This is a genomic window from Pseudonocardia halophobica (assembly GCF_050948485.1).
Classification (GTDB): domain Bacteria; phylum Actinomycetota; class Actinomycetes; order Mycobacteriales; family Pseudonocardiaceae; genus Pseudonocardia; species Pseudonocardia halophobica.
The window spans coordinates 6,315,596-6,332,640 of the sequence record NZ_CP192046.1 but is presented as its reverse complement, the minus strand read 5'-3'; the positions used below and the strand labels follow the sequence as shown (position 1 = coordinate 6,332,640).

Sequence of the window (17,045 nt, the reverse complement as noted above, 5' to 3'; positions counted from 1 at the left end):
CCGGGCCGGCCTCCGTGGGCCGGCCGTGGCGAGGGGTCAGGCGCGGGCCGTGGCCGGGTGGGGGCGCGGACGGCGGCGGGACTGCTCGCTCGCCTGCTCGGGCACCGCGCCCGAACCCGTGCCCGACGCGCCGTCCGTGCGGTCGCCCTCGTCGGCCAGCGGGCCCAGGGCCGCCAGGTCCGCGACGAGCGCGGCGCGGGCGTGCGCGAGCTGCTCGGCGACCCGGCCGCGCAGGTCGGTGAGCTCGGCGACCCGACGCTCGGCCTCGCGGACGAGGCGCTCGGCCTCGCCGCGGGCGTCGGCGACGATCCCGGCGGCCTGCTGGTCGGCCGCCGCGTGGGTGGTCCGGGCGTAGTCGTCCGCCGCCGCGTGGGTGGTCCGGGCGTAGTCGTCCGCCGCCGCACGGGTGGTCCGGGAGTACTCGTCCGCCTCGGCGCGGAGCCGCGCGACCTCCTGCTGCGTCGCCGTGCGCTCGGCCTGCAGCGCCCCGAAGGTCTCGGTGCGCCGCTGGTCCATCGCGATCCGGAAGTCCTCCTCGACCTGCTCGCGCTCGGCGGCGGCGGCGGAGTTCGCCGCAGCGATCGCAGCGGCCGACTCGGCCTGGACCCGGGCGATCGCCTCGTCGTTCGCCAGCTTGTCCTGGGCGGCCTGGGCCTGCAGCGCCTTCGCCCGGGCGACGATCCGCTCCGCCTCGTTCCGGGCCTCGGCGAGCACCGCCTCCCGGCGGCGCTCGGTGTCCGCGCGGCGCTCGGCCAGCTCCTGGTCGCACTCGGCCCGCAGCCGGGTCACGTCCGCGTCCGCCCGGTCCCGCGTCTCGGCGACCTCGTCCTCGGCCAGCCGGAGCATCGAGCGCATTCGTTCGCTGAGGCCCTGGACGCTGTCCGGCGGCCCGGACAGCCGCCGCACCTGCTGGCGCATCGACTCCAGCCGGCCGCGCGTCTCGTCGAGCTCGCGGGTCAGCCGGGTCACCTGCGTGACGGCGGCGTCCCGGTCCGCGGCGAGCAGCCGGACGTCCGCGTCGATCCGGTGCAGGTGCCCGTCGACCTGCTCCTGGTCGTAGCCGCGGCGGACGACCCGGAAGCCGGCCGTGGATTGGTCACCGGCGGTGGGCTGGGGGTTCTCCGGTTCACCGACCATGAACTTCACCGTACCGGGCTACCGCATTCGCGGAGCGTCGCGCGCGGCCCCGGGTGCGCTCCGTCACCCGTCCGGGCGTGGGCCGAATCGGGGTGCCGCCCGTGGAGCATTCGCAGTAAGGCCATAACGCTCGAACCGGTCTGGGGAGAAGTTGGTACGGCTCCGTGACGCACGCGTCGCCCGCTGCGTCACGGAGCCGTGCCGTGGGTGGATCAGACGCCGCGGAAGCGGTTGATCGCGTCGAGGTGCTTGGCCCGCTTCTCCGGGTTCGTCACGCCCAGGCCCTCCTCGGGCGCCAGCGCGAGCACGCCGACCTTGCCCTGGTGGGCGTTCTGGTGGACGTCGTACGCCGCCTGGCCGGTGTCGGCCAGCGGGTAGACCTTGGAGACGGTCGGGTGGACCAGGCCCTTGTCGATCAGCCGGTTCGCCTCCCACGCCTCGCGGTAGTTCGCGAAGTGCGAGCCGACGATCCGCTTGAGGTTCATCCACAGGTACCGGTTGTCGTACTCGTGCATGTAGCCCGAGGTCGACGCACAGGTCACGATCGTGCCGCCCTTGCGGGCCACGTAGACCGAGGCGCCGAAGGTCTCCCGGCCCGGGTGCTCGAACACGATGTCCGGGTCGTCTCCGCCGGTCAGCTCGCGGATCCTGGCCCCGAAGCGCTTCCACTCCTTGGGGTCCTGGGTCTGCGGGTCCTTCCAGAACCTGTAGCCCTCGGCGTTGCGGTCGATGATCAGCTCCGCGCCCATGGCCCGGCAGATGGCCGCCTTCTCCGGCGAGGAGACCACACAGATCGGGGTGGCGCCGCCGTTGAGCGCGAACTGGGTGGCGTACGAGCCGAGCCCGCCGCTCGCGCCCCAGATGAGCACCGTGTCGCCCTGCTTCATGTCCGCGCCGTTGCGCGAGACGAGCTGGCGGTAGGCGGTGGAGTTGACCAGCCCGGGGCTGGCCGCCTCCTCCCAGGTGAGGTGCTCGGGCTTGGGCATCAGCTGGTTGGACTTGACCAGGGCGAGCTGCGCGAGCCCGCCGAAGTTGGTCTCGAAGCCCCAGATCCGCTGCTGCGGGTCCATCATCGTGTCGCCGTGCCCGTCCGGACTCTCCAGCTCGACGGACAGGCAGTGCGCGACGACCCGGTCGCCGGGCTTCCACGCGTTCACCCCGGGCCCCGTCTGCAGCACGACGCCGGCCAGGTCGGACCCCACGATGTGGTACGGCAGGTCGTGCCGCTTGGCCAGCTCGGACTCGCGCCCGTAGCGCTTGAGGAAGCCGAACGTGGACACCGGTTCGAAGATCGAGGTCCACACGGTGTTGTAGTTGATCGCGCTGGCCATCACGGCCACGATCGCCTCGCCCGGGCCGAGCCTGGGGGTGGGCACCGTGTCCAGGTGCAGGCTCTTGCGCGGGTCCTTGTCGCGGGTGGCGATCCCGTCGAACATCTCGGTCTCGTCCGCGTGGACCGTCATCGCCTGGTAGTGGTCGGGGACGGGAAGCCCACCCACGGCGTCGAAACGCTCGGCGAGAATGGCGTCGAGGATCTCCTGCACGGCCTGGCCTCCGGTGGCGTGAGTCGTGTGTCTTGCTTGGGATACCGATCAGTTACCGATCAGTATGGTACCCGAGGCATTGTGGCTGCGCGCTCCGCCGATGGGGCCGATCGTGACGCAGCCCACCGACTGGATCAATGAAGCAGCCCCTCCGACCGGGTGGAAACCGCCTGATCGGAGGGGCCGGGACGCTGCACGAACGGCCCACTCATGCGGACCTACCGCACGAGAGCGCCGTTCGTTCGGGTGTCAGTGCGGGGTGGCCGCCGGCTCCACCAGCTCAACGAGCACGCCGCCGGCGTCCTTCGGGTGCACGAAGTTGATGCGCGAATCCGCCGTGCCGCGCCGCGGCTCCGGGTAGAGCAGGCGCAGGCCCTTGTTCTTCAGCGCCTCCATCGCGGCCTCGATGTCCGTGACCCGGTAGGCGAGCTGCTGCAGGCCCGGCCCGTTGCGGTCGAGGAACTTCGCGATCGTGGAGTCCGGGCGCAGCGGGGCCAGCAGCTGGATCCGCGTGCTGGACGCGGGATCGGCGCCGGGAGCGGCGAGCATCGCCTCGCGCACGCCCTGCTCCTCGTTGACCTCCTCGTGCGTGTTCACCAGCCCGAACACGTCGTGGTACCAGGCGATCGCCTCGTCGAGGTCGGCGACCGCGATGCCGACGTGGTCGATCTGGGTCAGCAGGGATCCGAGCGCGCCGTGGGCCGATTCCGTCTGTGCCGTCATGGTCCGGGAATCTAATGCGCGGTACCGGGCCCGGCCCTCTGTGTGGCTGCTCACCCGTCCGTTCGGGCCGTCTCTTCGCAGGTGACCGACGGGTATGGTCCGGAACCAATCCCGTGTGCCAACGCAGTTGCTGGAGGTCGTCGTGGCGCAGTCCGTGATCGTCGCTGGTTCCCGTACGCCGGTCGGCCGGCTGCTCGGGTCGCTCAAGGGGTTCTCGGGCGCTCAGCTCGGCGGATTCGCGATCAAGGGCGCCCTGGAGAAGGCCGGGGTGGCCCCCGAGCAGGTCGAGTACGTGATCATGGGGCAGGTGCTCACCGCGGGCGCCGGCCAGATCCCCGCCCGCCAGGCGGCCGCCGCCGCCGGCATCCCGATGGACGTCCCGGCGCTGACCGTCAACAAGGTCTGCCTGTCCGGCATCGACGCCATCGCCCTCGCCGACCAGCTCATCCGTGCCGGTGAGTTCGACATCGTGGTCGCGGGCGGCCAGGAGTCGATGACCCAGGCGCCGCACCTGCTGGCCAAGTCCCGCGAGGGCACGAAGTTCGGCGACACCGCGCTGATCGACAGCATGTCCTACGACGGCCTGTTCTGTGCCTTCGACCAGGTCGCGATGGGTGCGTCGACGGAGAAGCACAACAGCCGCTACGACGTCACCCGCGAGGACCAGGACGCCTTCGCGGCCCGGTCGCACCAGCTCGCCGCCGCGGCCGTGAAGAACGGTGTGTTCGACGACGAGATCACCCCCGTCGAGATCCCGCAGCGCAAGGGCGACCCGGTCGTCTTCTCGCACGACGAGGGCGTCCGCGGCGACACCACCGGCGAGAGCCTCGCCAAGCTCCGCCCGGCCTTCGCCGCGGACGGCACGATCACCGCGGGCTCGTCGTCGCAGATCAGCGACGGCGCGTGCGCGGTCGTGGTGATGAGCAAGGCCAAGGCCGAGGAGCTCGGACTGACCTGGCTGGCCGAGATCGGCGCCCACGGCGTGGTCGCCGGACCGGACACGAGCCTGCACGAGCAGCCGGCCAACGCCATCGCCAAGGCGTGCGCCAAGGAGGGCCTCGACCCCAAGGAGCTCGACCTGGTCGAGATCAACGAGGCCTTCGCCGCGGTCGGTCTCGTGTCGACGCGCAAGCTGGGCCTCGACGAGGAGAAGGTCAACGTCAACGGCGGTGCGATCGCCCTCGGTCACCCGATCGGCATGTCCGGTGCACGGATCACGCTGCACCTGGCGCTCGAGCTCAAGCGCCGCGGCGGCGGTGTCGGCGTGGCCGCGCTGTGCGGTGGCGGCGGCCAGGGCGACGCGCTGATCCTCCGCGTCCCGGCCTGATCCCTTGCCTCAGCAGTCCCCGCAGGAGCTGGTCGACCGCGCGCTGGAGGGCCAGCAGCGCGCGGTCGCCCGGCTGATCTCGCTCGTCGAGAGCGGGTCGAAGGACCTGCCGGAGGTCGCCGCGCTGCTCGCCCCGCACACGGGGCGGGCGCAGGTCGTCGGTCTCACGGGCTCGCCGGGCGTCGGCAAGTCCACCACCACGTCCGCACTGGTCGCGGCGTTCCGCGAGCAGGGCAAGCGGGTCGGCGTGCTCGCGGTCGACCCGTCGTCGCCCTTCTCCGGCGGCGCGCTGCTCGGCGACCGGGTCCGGATGGGTGACCACGCGATCGACGAGGGCGTGTTCATCCGGTCCATGGCGACCCGGGGACACCTGGGCGGGCTGGCCTGGGCGACCCCGCAGGCGCTGCGGGTGCTCGACGCCGCGGGCTGCGACGTCGTGCTCGTCGAGACGGTCGGGGTCGGCCAGTCCGAGGTCGACGTCGTCTCGCTCGCCGACACCACGGTCGTGCTGCTCGCGCCCGGAATGGGCGACGGCGTGCAGGCCGCCAAGGCCGGGATCCTCGAGATCGCGGACGTGTTCGTGGTCAACAAGGCGGACCGCGAGGGCGCCGACCAGACCGTCCGCGACCTGCGTTACATGATGTCGCTCGGCGAGCGGCGGGACGCCTGGAAGCCGCCCGTGTGCCGCACGGTCGCGGCCCGCGGCGAGGGCGTCGACAAGGTCGCCGGGGCGATCGACGAGCACCGGGCCTGGCTGGAGTCCTCCGGCGAGGGCCCGCGGCGGCGCCGGCGGCGGGCGGAGAACGAGATCGAGGCGATCGGGCTGGAGAAGGTCCGCGCGCGGCTCGGCGACGTCCGCGGCGGCGCCGCCCTCGAGGCGCTGGCCGAGAAGGTGGTGGCCGGCACGCTGAGCCCCTACGCGGCGGCGGACGAGCTCCTCGACTCCCTCTGAGACTCCCTCTGACGACCGCACCAACGGCACTTTTGTGCGGACCTACCGCACGAAAGTGCCGTTCGTGCGGAGCGAGGTCAGCGGAAGTCGCCGGAGGCCGAGCGGATGCGGCCGAGCAGGTCGAAGAGCGTGGCCTTGCCCTCCGCGTCGAGTCCCACCAGCCCGAAGTCGACGGCGGTGACGGACTTGGTGGCCTGCTCCAGCCTCTCCAGCCCGTCCGGCGTGATCTCGACCAGGGTCGCCCGCCGGTCCGTGGGGTGCGGGGTCCGGCGCACCAGCCCGTCCGCCTGCAGCCGGTCGACGATGTTCGTGACGCTGGTCGGGTGCAGCTGCAGCCGCTCGCCCATCACCCGCATCGGCAGCTTCTTGGCCCGCGAGAAGCTCAGCAGCACCAGCGCCTCGTAGCGGGCGAAGGTGAGGTTGTGCGGCTTGAGCGCGGCGTCGACCGCCGACAGCAGGATCTGCTGCACGCGCATCACGCTGGTGACGGCGGCCATGGTGTCCGACGGGCCGATGCGCTCGGCCCAGAGCTCCGCCGCCCGGTCGATCGGGTCGAAGGGGAGCGGGTCGCGCGAGGCCATGGCCATGCACGCTAGCAGGGCGGACACCCGCGGCCCGAGATCATGGGGCAGGCTGGCGGCATGCTCGTAGCGTTCAGCATCGCGCCGTCCGGCAGCTCCTCCGACGACGGGAGCGTGGGCGACGCCGTCGCCGAGGCCGTCCGCGTGGTCCGGGAGTCCGGGCTGCCCAACGAGACGACGTCCATGTTCACCACCATCGAGGCCGAGACCTGGGACGAGGCGATGGCCGTGGTGGGCCGCGCGGTCGAGGCCGTGCAGGCACGGTCCCCGCGAGTGAGCCTGGTGCTCAAGGCCGACATCCGGCCCGGGTACACCGGCCAGCTCAGCGCGAAGGTGGAGCGGATCGAGAAGGCGCTCGGCTCGGATGGCTGACCCGGCGTTCCTGCTCCTGCACGGGGCCTGGCACCGCGGGTCGAGCTGGGCGCCGCTGCAGGAGGAGCTGCGTGCCCGGGGGCTCAGCTCGGTGGCACCGGACCTGCCGGCCGACGAGCCGGGGGCGGGCGCCGCCGAGTACGTCGCGGCGGCGCTCGCCGCGGCGCCGGCCGAGGGGCCGGTCGTGGTCGTCGGGCACTCGCTCGGCGGGCTCACCGCGCCGCTGGTCGCCGCCGAGCTCGGCCCGCGCACGCGTGCCCTGGTGCTGGTCGCGGCGATGCTCCCGACCCCCGGCCGGGCGCACAACGACCTGCTCCGCGAGGACCGCACGATCATGGCCCCGGGGTTCGGCCCCGGCCAGGAGCGCGGCCCGGGCGGCACGACGAGCTGGCCGGCGGAGGCCGCCGAGGCGTCGCTGTACGCCGGGGTGGCCGAGGAGCTGGGCGCGCCGGACCTCGTCCGGGGGGCGGTCGCGGAGCTCCGCCCGCAGGCGTGGGCGATCGGCAGGGAGGTCACCCCGCTGGCCGCGTGGCCGTCGGTGCGGACGGTGTCGGTCGTCTGCGCGCAGGACCGGGTGGTGAACCCGGAGACCTCCCGCCGGCTGGCCGCCGACCTGGGCTTCGAGGTACGCGAGCTGCCCGGTGGGCACTTCCCGATGCTCACCCGCCCGGCCGAGCTGGCCGATCTGCTCGTCGGTCTGTGACGCACCCTCACGGCCGGCGGGGAGGCCCGCCGGCCGTCTGCGGGGTCGGTCAGGCGATGTTGAGCGTGAAGAAGAAGACGCCGACGAGGATCGCGGCGAAGCCCAGCCCCATCGCGATCTTGGCGAGCTTCGCGATGTCCGGGTTGCGGACCGCGGCGATGCCGACACCGATGGCCGCGAGCCCGCCGACCCAGCCGACGATCGAGATCGGGCTGGCGACCAGCGCGACGATGCCGATGATCAGCGCGACCTTGCCCAGCACGGGGTTCTGCTCGCGCGCGGTCTTCCTGCGGGCCTCCGCCAGCAGGCGGTCGGCGACGGTGTTCTCCTGGCTCATCAGATCCTCCGGTCAGGGGACGGTCCCGGCGCGGAGCCGTGCGGCGTGCCCGCACGGTGACGCGACGTCACTTCCGTCAAGTCAACGAGCGCGCGCCGCCGCTGGTGCTCCGCCGGTCCGGTGATCGGCGCGTCCGCGACCGCGGACCGCGGGTGGGCGCCGCCACCGGATCGGCGCAACGCCGGGCGCTGGATCGGGGATGGTCGGACGTCCTACGGTCGTGGCGGGAACGAGGACGGGAGGCGCCATGACGACCGGGACCACCGCTGCGACCAGCACGGACGCCGCCGACGAGGAGCACCGGGCGCGCCGGCTGTGGCGCGCGCTGGAGCCGTTGCACGCGGTGACCTACTTCGCGCCGGAGGCGCGGTCGGCGGGGGAGTCGCTGGGCCTGCGGGGCTTCTGGCGCGGCTACTTCGGGCAGCGCGCCGCACCGCTCGGACCGGTGCCGGCCGAGGTCGTGACCGCGCTGTTCTACAACTTCGCGCCGGGGTTCGTCGCCCGCTCGGTGCCCGAGGTCTGGTCGGTCGCCACGCCCGCGCAGCTGCTCGACGCCCGGCTCGCGGCCGTCGACGCCGCCCTGGGCCGCGCGCTCGGCGAGCTCGCCGGGTCCGCGGAGGTCGCCGAGGCGGCCGAGCTGGCGCGCACGGCCGCGACCTCGGTGTCGACGGCCGGGCGGGCGCTCGCTGCCGCCAACGCCGCCCTGCCGTGGCCGGACGCGCCGCACCTCGTCCTCTGGCAGGCCCAGACGATCCTGCGCGAGCAGCGCGGCGACGGGCACGTCGCGGCCCTGGTGAGCGCGGGCATCGACCCCGTGGAGGCGCTGGTGGTGTTCGCGGGCGCCCAGGGCCTGCCGGGCGACTGGCTGCGCGAGCGGCGCGGCTGGACCGTCGAGGAGTGGGAGGCCGCGCGGGCCCGGCTCACCGACCGGGGCCTCGTCGAGCCGAACGCCGGGGAGACCGTGACCGACACCGTGCTCACCGACGCGGGGCGGGAGCTCTGCGCCGAGGTCGAGGCCCGCACGGACGCGCTCGCCGACCAGGCCTGGCGCGCCCTCGGCGACGCCCGGGCCGAGCGTCTGGTCGGGCTGGCGGGACCCCTGGTGGAGCGGGTCCTCGCCGCGGGCGACTTCCTGCCGCAGAACCCGATGGGCATGCGCCCGCTGGTGGCGGCCGGCCCCGGCTGATCCGCCGGCACCCGAGGGGGCGGGCGACGGGCGGGCCGGGCGGCGATCGTGCCAGGATGGACGGCGTGTCGCGACCCGATCCTCGTCAGGCAGCCCAGACGGCGGCCCTGTCGTCCGCGTTGGCGGGCGCCGTCGATCTCTCCGCGCTGAAGGCCCGTTCGGAGGCCGCGGCCCGCCAGCAGGCGGCGGGCGGCGCCCAGGGCGGGGCCCCGGCGACCTCCCCCGACGGTGGCGGCGGTGGCGGGTACGTCATCGACGTCACCGAGCAGAGCTTCCAGCGGGACGTGCTCGAGGCGTCCCTGCAGGTGCCGGTGATCGTCGACCTCTGGGCCACCTGGTGCGAGCCCTGCAAGCAGCTCTCGCCGGTCCTGGAGCGCCTCGCGAACGCGAGCGGCGGCGCCTGGATCCTCGCGAAGGTCGACGTCGACGCCAACCAGCGGATCGCGCAGGCCTTCGGCGTGCAGTCGATCCCGATGGTGGTCGCGGTCGTCGCGGGCCAGCCGGTCGACGCGTTCCAGGGCGCCCTGCCCGAGCCGCAGGTCAAGGACTGGATCGCCCGGATCCTCGACGCCCTGCGCGACCGCATGCCGGCGATCGCCGAGGGCGAGCGCAGGGCGGCCGCGGGCGGCGCCGCCGCGCCCGAGGAGGAGCCGGAGGACCCGCGCTTCACCGAGGCCGAGGACGCGCTCGAGCGCGGTGACTACGCCGAGGCCGAGGCCGCCTACCAGCGGATCCTCGACCAGGAGCCGGCCAACGAGATGGCGCTTGCCGCGCTCTCGCAGGTCCGCTTCCTGGCCCGGGCCGAGCAGGCGGACCCGTCGGCGATCGCCCGGGCCGACGCCGCACCCGACGACGTCGACGCCCAGCTCGCCGCGGCGGACGCCGAGGTCGCCCAGGACCGGGCCGAGTCGGCCTTCGGGCGCCTGGTCGCCGCGGTCGGCCGGACCTTCGGCGACGACCGGGAGAAGGTCCGCAGCCACCTGGTCGGGCTGTTCGAGCTGTTCCCGGCGGACGACCCGCGGGTGAGCACCGCCCGTCGCGCCCTGGCGCGCGCGCTGTTCTGAGCGCGGGGCGCGCGGCCGGGCGGGGTCCCGGCCGACTACGGTCGGCAGCCGTGTCGACGACCAGCCCGCAGCCCGTCGCCGATCCGCCGCGGCCCCCGGCCCGGCGGTGGCGGGCGGCCCGCGTCGCCGCGGTCGTGCTCGCGGTGGCGGCGCTCGCGCTGACCGCCGTCCTGCACGCCACGCACCACGACCTGCTGGTGCTCGGCCTGTCGTCGACGGACATGCGGGAGCTGCACGCCGACTTCGACACGTTCTGGCAGTCCGCCGTCGCGCTCACCCACGGCGGCGACATCTACGCGACGCCGGCGAAGCTGCGTAACCTCAACCCGCCGCTGCTCAGCCTGCTGCTGGCCCCGCTCGCGGGCCTCGACGTGGTCGTCGCGTACCGGGTGTTCGCCGCGGTCACCCTGCTGCTGATCGCCGGCGCCGTGGTGCTGGTGTGCCGCGAGCTGCGGTTGCCGTGGTGGTGGACGGCGGGCGCCACGCTGGCGATGCTCGCGTCCTCGCCCCTGCACGGCACGCTCTACCTCGGCCAGATCTACGGGCTGCTCCTGGTCGGGCTGGCCGCGGGCTGGATCGCCGAGCGCCGCGGGCACCCGCTGCTCGCCGGTGTGCTGTACGGCGTCACGGTCGCGCTCAAGCCCTCGCTCGCCCCGGTCCTGCTGCTTCCCGCCGTGCAGCAGCGGTGGCGGCCGTTCTGGGCGGGGATCGGCGGCGCCGTCGTCGCGACCCTCGTGGGTGCGCTGGGCGCCGGGCCGTCGAGCGCCCTGGAGTGGCTGCGGATCGGGTTCGGCGAGCCGGTGCCCGACGTCCTGGACAACGCGGCCCTGCCCGGCGAGGCGCTGCGCCTGGGGCTGCCGTCGGGCGTCGGGACGGTGCTGGGGCTCGTCGCGCTGGTCGGCACCCTGGTCTGGCTCGCGCGCCGCACCCGCACCGGCACGGTGGACCCGGGCGGCACGGCACCGTGGGCGGTGATCGCGGCGGGCCTGCTGATGTCGCCGATCTCCTGGCACAACTACCTGCTGCTGCTGTGGCCGGGCGTGCTCGCCGTGGTGGCGGCGTCGGCGGCGGGCAGCGTGCGCCGCGCCTGGGTGGCCGCGCTGCTGGCGTTGCCGCTGATCCCCGTATCGTGGGGCGAGCTGTGGACGCCGGACGACCCGTGGACGCCGCTCGGCCGCAGCCTCTACTGCGCGATCCTCCTGGCCTACTGGATCACGCTGCTTCGCAACGCCGACCGCACCCCGGCCCCGGAGAAGGCGAACGGCGCTCTCGCTCAGACCTAGTGAGCGAGAGCGCCGTTCGCCGTCGAGTCGGACGGTCAGACGTCCCGGGAGTCCTCGTCGGCCGGGCCGACCTCGGGCTGGACGCCCCGCACCAGGTCCGGGGTGTGCGCGGCGCCGGCGGGCGGTGCCTCGACGGCCGGCTCGGTGGCGGCGGACTGGACGGGTCGCTTCGGGTGCACCGGGCCGCCGGTCTCCTCGGGCACCAACCAGAGCACGCCCGCCGGGGGCAGCCGCAGGACGGCCGACGCCGGACGCCCGTGCCACGCGGCCCGCTCGGCCTCGACCACGCCCAGGTTGCCCACGCCGGAGCCGCCGTAGTTCTCGGCGTCCGTGTTGACCAGCTCGCGCCAGTTGCCCGCGAAGGGCAGCCCCACGCGGTAGTTCTCCTTCGGTTGGCCGGAGAAGTTCGCGATGCAGGCCAGGACCGCCGGGCGGCCGTCATGGTCGGTGCCCTGCCGCAGGAAGCTCAGCACGTTGCCCGCGGCGTCGTTGGCGTCGATCCACGAGAAGCCCTCGGGCGAGTGGTCCGCGGTCCACAGCGCCGGGTGGTCCCGGTAGGTGCGGTTGAGGTCGCCGACGAGGGTCTTGATGCCGCCGTGCAGCCGGTTGCCGAGCAGGTCCCAGTCGAGCGAGCGCTCCTCCGACCACTCGCGGACCTGGCCGAACTCCTGGCCCATGAACAGCAGCTGCTTGCCCGGGTGCGCCCACATGAACGCGAGCAGCGCGCGGACGTTGGCGGCCTTGTTCCAGTCGTCGCCCGGCATCCGGGTCCACAGCGAGCCCTTGCCGTGCACGACCTCGTCGTGGCTGATCGGCAGGACGTAGTTCTCGCTGAACGCGTACATCAGCGAGAAGGTCATCTGGTTGTGGTGGTAGCTGCGGTGCACGGGGTCGCGCCCGATGTAGTCGAGCGTGTCGTGCATCCAGCCCATGTTCCACTTGAACCCGAAGCCGAGCCCGCCCATGTAGGTGGGCCGGGTGACGCCCGGCCACGCCGTGGACTCCTCGGCGATCGTGACGACGCCGGGGTGCTCCCGGTAGACCGTCGCGTTCATCTCCTGCAGGAAGGAGACGGCCTCGAGGTTCTCCCGGCCGCCGTACTGGTTGGGCAGCCACTGCCCGTCCGGCCGCGAGTAGTCGAGGTAGAGCATCGAGGCCACGGCGTCCACCCGCAGCCCGTCGATGTGGAACTCCTCGAGCCAGTACAGCGCGTTGGCGACCAGGAAGTTGCGCACCTCGCGGCGGCCGAAGTCGAACACGAGCGTGCCCCAGTCCGGCTGCTCGCCGCGGCGCGGGTCGGCGTGCTCGTAGAGCGGCGAGCCGTCGAAGCGGGCCAGTGCCCACTCGTCCCGCGGGAAGTGCGCGGGCACCCAGTCGACGATCACGCCGTAGCCGTGGCGGTGCAGCGTGTCGACGAAGTACCGGAAGTCGTCCGGGGTGCCGAAACGGGAGGTCGGGGCGTAGTAGCCGGAGACCTGGTAGCCCCAGGACCCGCCGAACGGGTGCTCGGCCACCGGGAGCAGCTCGACGTGGGTGAAGCCGGTCTCGTCCAGGTACTCGACGAGCTGGTCGGCGATCTCGCGGTAGCCGTTGCCCTGCCGCCACGAGCCGATGTGCAGCTCGTAGACGCTCATCGGCTCGGCGTGCGGCTGGCGGACGGCGCGCGCGGCCATCCACTCCTCGTCGCCCCACTCGTGGGTGGTGGCGGTGACCACGGACGCGGTCGACGGCGGGACCTCGGTGGCGAACGCCAGCGGGTCCGCCTTGTCGCGCCACACACCGTCGCGGCCCAGGATCCGGTACTTGTACCGCGTCCCGACGCCCACGTCGGGCACGAAGATCTCCCAGACGCCGGCGCTGCCGAGCGAGCGCATCGGGTGCGCCCAGCCCGCCCAGCCGTCGAAGTCGCCGGTCACGCGCACGCCCTGGGCGTTGGGCGCCCAGACGGCGAAGCTCGTGCCGGTGACCTGGCCGTGGGCGGTGTCGTAGGTGCGCACGTGCGCGCCGAGCACGTCCCAGAGCCGCTCGTGGCGGCCCTCGCCGATCAGGTGGAGGTCGACCTCGCCGAGGGTCGGGAGCCAGCGGTACGGGTCGTCGGTGACGTCGACGCGGTCGCCGTAGCGGACGCGGATCTTGTAATCCCCGCCCGGCCCGTCGACGACGCCGGAGAACAGGCCGGCGTCGTGCACCTTGACGAGCGGGTGCGCGTCGTCCGGGTCGCCGCCGCGCAGCACCCACACCTCGTCGGCGTGCGGGCGCAGCACGCGGACGACGGTGCCGCCGCCGGCCGTCGGGTGCACGCCCAGCACCCCGTGGGGGTTGTGGTGGGCACCACCCAGGAGCCGGTCGGTCGTCGCCTGGTCCGGGGGGCAGGGGTCGATCGTGCGGGTGTCCTCGTGTGCCACCCCGAAACCCTATTGCGGACCGCTCGGACGCGCCCACTGTGGTCCGCCGAACGGGTTGTGGCCCTAGGTCAGACCTTGTCGGCCCGACGTCTCGACGTGGACGGCGGGTCGGCCGGCCGCCGCCCGGGCGAGCGCGGATCGGAACCCGGGAGCCGTAGGGGTAGCCACCCGCACGGGCAGGCCGGGCAGGATCTCCGCGCACGCCGCACGGAGACGCTCGACCAGCTCCGCGTCCGCCTTGATGTGGCCGATCCTAGAGCGAGATGTGCGGGTCGGACTCCGGGTCCGCGGTGTCGACGCCCTTGTCCTGCGCCTCCTCGACCAGCCGCGCGATCGAGGTGAGCGGGATGCTGGCCCACGTGGGACGCGAGCGGGTCTCGTAGACCACTTCGTACACCGCCTTGTCCAGCTCGTAGGCGCGCAGCACCGCGGCCTCGGCCCGCGGGTCCCGCCCGGCGCCGAACGCGTAGCCGTCGCAGAACGCGGAGCGGTTGCGCACGGCCCACTCGTCGGCGCGGCGGAAGAGCTGCTGTTCCTCGTGCTCGTCCGCGTCCGCCAGCGTGACCTGGTGGTAGACGGCGTAGTCGAAGGACCGCAGCATGCCGGCGACGTCCCGCAGCGGCGAGTCCATCCGGGTCCGCTCGGTGAGCGGCGCCGCGGGCTCGCCCTCGAAGTCGATGAGCAGCCAGCCGCGCGGCGTGCGGAGCGTCTGCCCGAGGTGCAGGTCGCCGTGCACGCGCTGGGTGGGGATCTCGCCGGTCAGCGCGTCGTACACCGCGCGGATGCCGTCGACGTGCTCGCCCAGCGCCGGCACCTGCGACGCGGCCTCGGTCAGCCGGGCGGTGAGCGCGGCCCGCAGTTCGTCCGCGTCCCGGGAGCCCGTGCCCAGCGCCGCGGCCAGCTCCTTGTGCACCACGGCGACGGTCTCGCCGAGCCGCCGCGCCTCGCCGGCGAAGTCCCCGCCGACCTCGTTGGCGTACAGGTCGCCCTCGGCGAACAGGTCCCGCACGCTGGTCAGCGCCATAGCCCAGCCCTCGGCGGAGTTGGACGCGAAGTCCTGCAGCATGCCGAGCGTGGCGGGCTGCCCGTCGAGCGTGCCCTCGACCGCGCCCTGCAGCGACGCCACCTGCTCACTGCCCTCCCCGCGCAGCGCGCGGTGCAGCTCGAGGTCCGGGTTGAGCCCGGGCGCGACCCGCCGGAACAGCTTGAAGATGCTCTTGTCCCCGTAGGCGACGGAGGTGTTCGACTGCTCCACCCCGAGGATCCGGCCGGAGACGCCGGACGGGATCTCGACGCCGGGTTCGGGCACGAACCGGACGTCCCCGTACGTGCGGCCCTCCCGGATCGAGTCGAGCAGGAAGGCCGTGGCCTTGTGGTCCCACATCGCGTCGTAGGCGATCCGGTCGCCGACCGCGCCGATCGTGGCGTACTCCAGGTCCGGCGTCGGCTGGTGGCGCCGCCCGGCCAGCAGCTGGTAGTGCTCCGGCGCGCTGCCGTCGGCGAAGGTCACCCGGAGCAGGCACAGGTCGAGGAGCAGCTCGCCCTCGCCGATCAACGGGGTGGAGCCGGCGACCGCGACGGACTCGACGGGCCGGCCCTTCGCCGGGAACCAGCGCTGGCGCGCCAGGTAGTCGGGCAGATGGGCCGGGAGCTCCTCGGCGAGCGCCGTCATGCAGTGTCCTCCGCGGGCTTGATCGAGAACCAGTAGAAGCCGTGCCCCGGCAGGGTGAGCAGGTAGGGCAGCTGGCCGATCCGCGGGAACGGCACCCCGCCGGTGAGCTCGTGCGGCACGTGCCCCTCCCAGGTCGAGAGGTCGAGCTCGACCGGCTGCGGGAACCGGCTCATGTTGTTCACGCACAGGACCGTGTCGTCGCCGTGCGTGCGGGTGTAGGCCAGCACCGACGGGTTGGACCCGCCCAGCTCGTGGAAGTCGCCGAGGCCGAAGGCGTGGTGGCGCTTGCGGACCTCGATCATGTGCCGGGTCCAGTGCAGCAGCGAGGTCGACGAGTTCGATTGCGCCTCGACGTTCACCGCCTGGTAGCCGTACACCGGGTCCATGATCACCGGCAGGTAGAGCCGGCCCGGGTCGGCCATGGAGAACCCGGCGTTGCGGTCCGGGGTCCACTGCATCGGGCTGCGCACGGCGTCCCGGTCGCCGAGCCAGATGTTGTCGCCCATGCCGATCTCGTCGCCGTAGTACAGGACCGGCGAGCCGGGCAGCGACAGCAGCAGCGCGGTGAACAGCTCGAGCTGGTTGCGGTCGTTCTCCAGCAGCGGGGCGAGCCGCCGGCGGATGCCGATGTTCGCCTTCATCCGCGGGTCCTTGGCGTACTCGGCGTACATGTAGTCGCGCTCTTCGTCGCTGACCATCTCGAGCGTGAGCTCGTCGTGGTTGCGCAGGAAGATGCCCCACTGCGCGCCCGACGGGATCGGCGGCGTCTGGGCCAGGATCTCGGAGATCGGGAAGCGGTTCTCCCGGCGCACCGCCATGAAGATGCGCGGCATGAGCGGGAAGTGGAAGGCCATGTGGCACTCGTCGCCGCCGACCTCGGCGTCGCCGAAGTACTCCACGACGTCCGACGGCCACTGGTTGGCCTCGGCGAGCATGACCCGGCCCGGGTACTCGTCGTCCATCACCTTGCGGCAGCGCTTGAGGAAGCCGTGCGTCTCGGTGAGGTTCTCGCAGTTCGTGCCGTCCCGCTCGTAGAGGTAGGGCACGGCGTCGAGCCGGAAGCCGTCGATCCCGAGGTCCAGCCAGAACCGCAGGACGTCGATCATCGCCTCCTGCACGGCCGGGTTGTCGTAGTTCAGGTCCGGCTGGTGGGAGAAGAACCGGTGCCAGTAGAACTGGCCGCGGACCGGGTCGTAGGTCCAGTTCGAGTGCTCGGTGTCGACGAAGATGATCCGCGCCTCGGGGTAGCGCGTGTCCTCGTCCGACCACACGAAGAAGTCCCCGTAGGGGCCGTCGGGGTCGCGGCGGGAGGCCTCGAACCAGGGGTGCTGGTCCGACGTGTGGTTCATGACCAGGTCGGTGATCACGCGGATCCCGCGCTTGTGGGCCTCGTCGATGAGCACGACGAAGTCCTCGACGGTGCCGAACTCCGGCAGCACCGCGCGGAAGTCGCGGATGTCGTACCCGCCGTCCCGCAGCGGCGAGTCGTAGAAGGGCGGCAGCCACAGGCAGTCCACGCCGAGCCACTGGATGTAGTCCAGCTTCTCGGTGAGCCCGCGCAGGTCCCCGAAGCCGTCCCGGTTCGAGTCGTTGAACGCCCGGACGAGCACCTCGTAGAAGACCGCCGTCTTGAACCACTGCGGGTCGACCTCGAGGGCGCGCGCGTGCCCGTAGTCCTCGGCATCCGGCTCGTTGACGACGAGCTCGCCGCTGTCCGTCTCGACCGTCTCACTCATCGGTTGCGGACTCTATCCGGGCC

15 protein-coding genes are annotated in these 17,045 nt (G+C 73.2%); 7 read left to right on the top strand and 8 right to left on the bottom strand.

Translation table 11 applies throughout. From position 1 onward, the window contains the following. Positions 1 to 36 precede the first annotated feature (36 nt). The 3 genes from ACQP04_RS30215 to mce form a co-directional block, all read right to left on the bottom strand. A complete protein-coding gene (locus tag ACQP04_RS30215; RefSeq protein ID WP_433503920.1) occupies positions 37 to 1,137 on the bottom strand; it encodes a hypothetical protein in 1,101 nt (366 codons plus the stop codon). A 212-nt stretch (positions 1,138 to 1,349) separates the two neighbouring features. Beyond that, positions 1,350 to 2,681, bottom strand: a complete 1,332-nt coding sequence (gene ccrA / locus ACQP04_RS30210; RefSeq protein WP_433503919.1) for a crotonyl-CoA carboxylase/reductase — start codon at positions 2,679 to 2,681, stop codon at positions 1,350 to 1,352. 249 nt (positions 2,682 to 2,930) lie between these two features. Then, complete coding sequence (gene mce / locus ACQP04_RS30205; protein ID WP_037044762.1) at positions 2,931 to 3,404, bottom strand: methylmalonyl-CoA epimerase; 474 nt, start codon at positions 3,402 to 3,404, stop codon at positions 2,931 to 2,933. A 142-nt stretch (positions 3,405 to 3,546) separates the two neighbouring features. Between mce and ACQP04_RS30200 the strand changes: the two genes are divergently transcribed. Further along, positions 3,547 to 4,731, top strand: a complete 1,185-nt coding sequence (locus ACQP04_RS30200) for an acetyl-CoA C-acetyltransferase (protein WP_433508465.1) — start codon at positions 3,547 to 3,549, stop codon at positions 4,729 to 4,731. 4 nt (positions 4,732 to 4,735) lie between these two features. Then, positions 4,736 to 5,683: a methylmalonyl Co-A mutase-associated GTPase MeaB gene (gene meaB, locus ACQP04_RS30195; RefSeq protein WP_433503918.1), complete on the top strand. Its 948-nt coding sequence runs from the start codon at positions 4,736 to 4,738 to the stop codon at positions 5,681 to 5,683. A 77-nt stretch (positions 5,684 to 5,760) separates the two neighbouring features. On the opposite strand, the gene ACQP04_RS30190 is transcribed toward meaB, so the two are convergent. Further along, a complete protein-coding gene (locus ACQP04_RS30190) occupies positions 5,761 to 6,264 on the bottom strand; it encodes a MarR family winged helix-turn-helix transcriptional regulator (RefSeq protein WP_037044766.1) in 504 nt (167 codons plus the stop codon). A gap of 60 nt (positions 6,265 to 6,324) precedes the next feature. Between ACQP04_RS30190 and ACQP04_RS30185 the strand changes: the two genes are divergently transcribed. Both ACQP04_RS30185 and ACQP04_RS30180 read left to right on the top strand, forming a co-directional pair. After that, positions 6,325 to 6,636 carry a thiamine-binding protein gene (locus ACQP04_RS30185; RefSeq protein WP_037044769.1) on the top strand — a complete coding sequence of 104 codons (312 nt, stop codon included), beginning with the start codon at positions 6,325 to 6,327 and terminating at the stop codon, positions 6,634 to 6,636. After that, positions 6,629 to 7,339, top strand: coding sequence for an alpha/beta fold hydrolase (locus ACQP04_RS30180; protein WP_433503917.1), 711 nt, complete (start codon positions 6,629 to 6,631; stop codon positions 7,337 to 7,339). Before ACQP04_RS30185 ends, ACQP04_RS30180 begins: the two co-directional genes overlap by 8 nt. Positions 7,340 to 7,388: 49 nt before the next feature. Here the strand turns inward: ACQP04_RS30180 and ACQP04_RS30175 are convergent, their stop codons facing one another. Then, positions 7,389 to 7,676: a hypothetical protein gene (locus tag ACQP04_RS30175; protein WP_433503916.1), complete on the bottom strand. Its 288-nt coding sequence runs from the start codon at positions 7,674 to 7,676 to the stop codon at positions 7,389 to 7,391. 247 nt (positions 7,677 to 7,923) lie between these two features. On the opposite strand from ACQP04_RS30175, the gene ACQP04_RS30170 reads away from it, so the two are divergent. Genes ACQP04_RS30170 through ACQP04_RS30160 form a run of 3 tightly spaced genes read left to right on the top strand, consistent with a single transcriptional unit; the run spans position 7,924 to position 11,209 of the window. Further along, entirely contained in the window at positions 7,924 to 8,862 is a 939-nt protein-coding gene (locus tag ACQP04_RS30170; RefSeq protein ID WP_433503915.1) for an SCO6745 family protein, read from the top strand. 56 nt (positions 8,863 to 8,918) lie between these two features. Beyond that, the gene (locus ACQP04_RS30165; RefSeq protein WP_433503914.1) at positions 8,919 to 9,926 is read left to right on the top strand and encodes a tetratricopeptide repeat protein; all 1,008 of its coding nucleotides are present in this window, start codon (positions 8,919 to 8,921) and stop codon (positions 9,924 to 9,926) included. Between the two features lie 50 nt (positions 9,927 to 9,976). Continuing rightward, the gene (locus tag ACQP04_RS30160; RefSeq protein ID WP_433503913.1) at positions 9,977 to 11,209 is read left to right on the top strand and encodes a glycosyltransferase family 87 protein; all 1,233 of its coding nucleotides are present in this window, start codon (positions 9,977 to 9,979) and stop codon (positions 11,207 to 11,209) included. A 35-nt stretch (positions 11,210 to 11,244) separates the two neighbouring features. Here the strand turns inward: ACQP04_RS30160 and glgB are convergent, their stop codons facing one another. From glgB to treS, 3 genes are all read right to left on the bottom strand, one after another. After that, entirely contained in the window at positions 11,245 to 13,614 is a 2,370-nt protein-coding gene (glgB, locus tag ACQP04_RS30155) for a 1,4-alpha-glucan branching protein GlgB (protein ID WP_433503912.1), read from the bottom strand. A 253-nt stretch (positions 13,615 to 13,867) separates the two neighbouring features. Beyond that, entirely contained in the window at positions 13,868 to 15,286 is a 1,419-nt protein-coding gene (locus ACQP04_RS30150; protein ID WP_433503911.1) for a maltokinase N-terminal cap-like domain-containing protein, read from the bottom strand. Then, positions 15,283 to 17,022, bottom strand: coding sequence for a maltose alpha-D-glucosyltransferase (gene treS, locus ACQP04_RS30145; RefSeq protein ID WP_433503910.1), 1,740 nt, complete (start codon positions 17,020 to 17,022; stop codon positions 15,283 to 15,285). The genes ACQP04_RS30150 and treS overlap by 4 nt, the downstream gene beginning before the upstream one ends. Between the last annotated feature and the right edge of the window lie 23 nt (positions 17,023 to 17,045).

Bases quoted from the DNA above. Each gene is read 5' to 3' on its own strand.
- ACQP04_RS30215 (WP_433503920.1), bottom strand. From the start codon at position 1,137: ATGGTCGGTGAACCGGAGAACCCCCAGCCCACCGCCGGTGACCAATCC.
- mce (WP_037044762.1), bottom strand. From the start codon at position 3,404: ATGACGGCACAGACGGAATCGGCCCACGGCGCGCTCGGATCCCTGCTG.
- ACQP04_RS30190 (WP_037044766.1), bottom strand. From the start codon at position 6,264: ATGGCCTCGCGCGACCCGCTCCCCTTCGACCCGATCGACCGGGCGGCG.
- ACQP04_RS30185 (WP_037044769.1), top strand. From the start codon at position 6,325: ATGCTCGTAGCGTTCAGCATCGCGCCGTCCGGCAGCTCCTCCGACGAC.
- ACQP04_RS30180 (WP_433503917.1), top strand. From the start codon at position 6,629: ATGGCTGACCCGGCGTTCCTGCTCCTGCACGGGGCCTGGCACCGCGGG.
- ACQP04_RS30175 (WP_433503916.1), bottom strand. From the start codon at position 7,676: ATGAGCCAGGAGAACACCGTCGCCGACCGCCTGCTGGCGGAGGCCCGC.
- ACQP04_RS30170 (WP_433503915.1), top strand. From the start codon at position 7,924: ATGACGACCGGGACCACCGCTGCGACCAGCACGGACGCCGCCGACGAG.
- ACQP04_RS30165 (WP_433503914.1), top strand. From the start codon at position 8,919: ATGGACGGCGTGTCGCGACCCGATCCTCGTCAGGCAGCCCAGACGGCG.
- ACQP04_RS30150 (WP_433503911.1), bottom strand. From the start codon at position 15,286: ATGACGGCGCTCGCCGAGGAGCTCCCGGCCCATCTGCCCGACTACCTG.
- treS (WP_433503910.1), bottom strand. From the start codon at position 17,022: ATGAGTGAGACGGTCGAGACGGACAGCGGCGAGCTCGTCGTCAACGAG.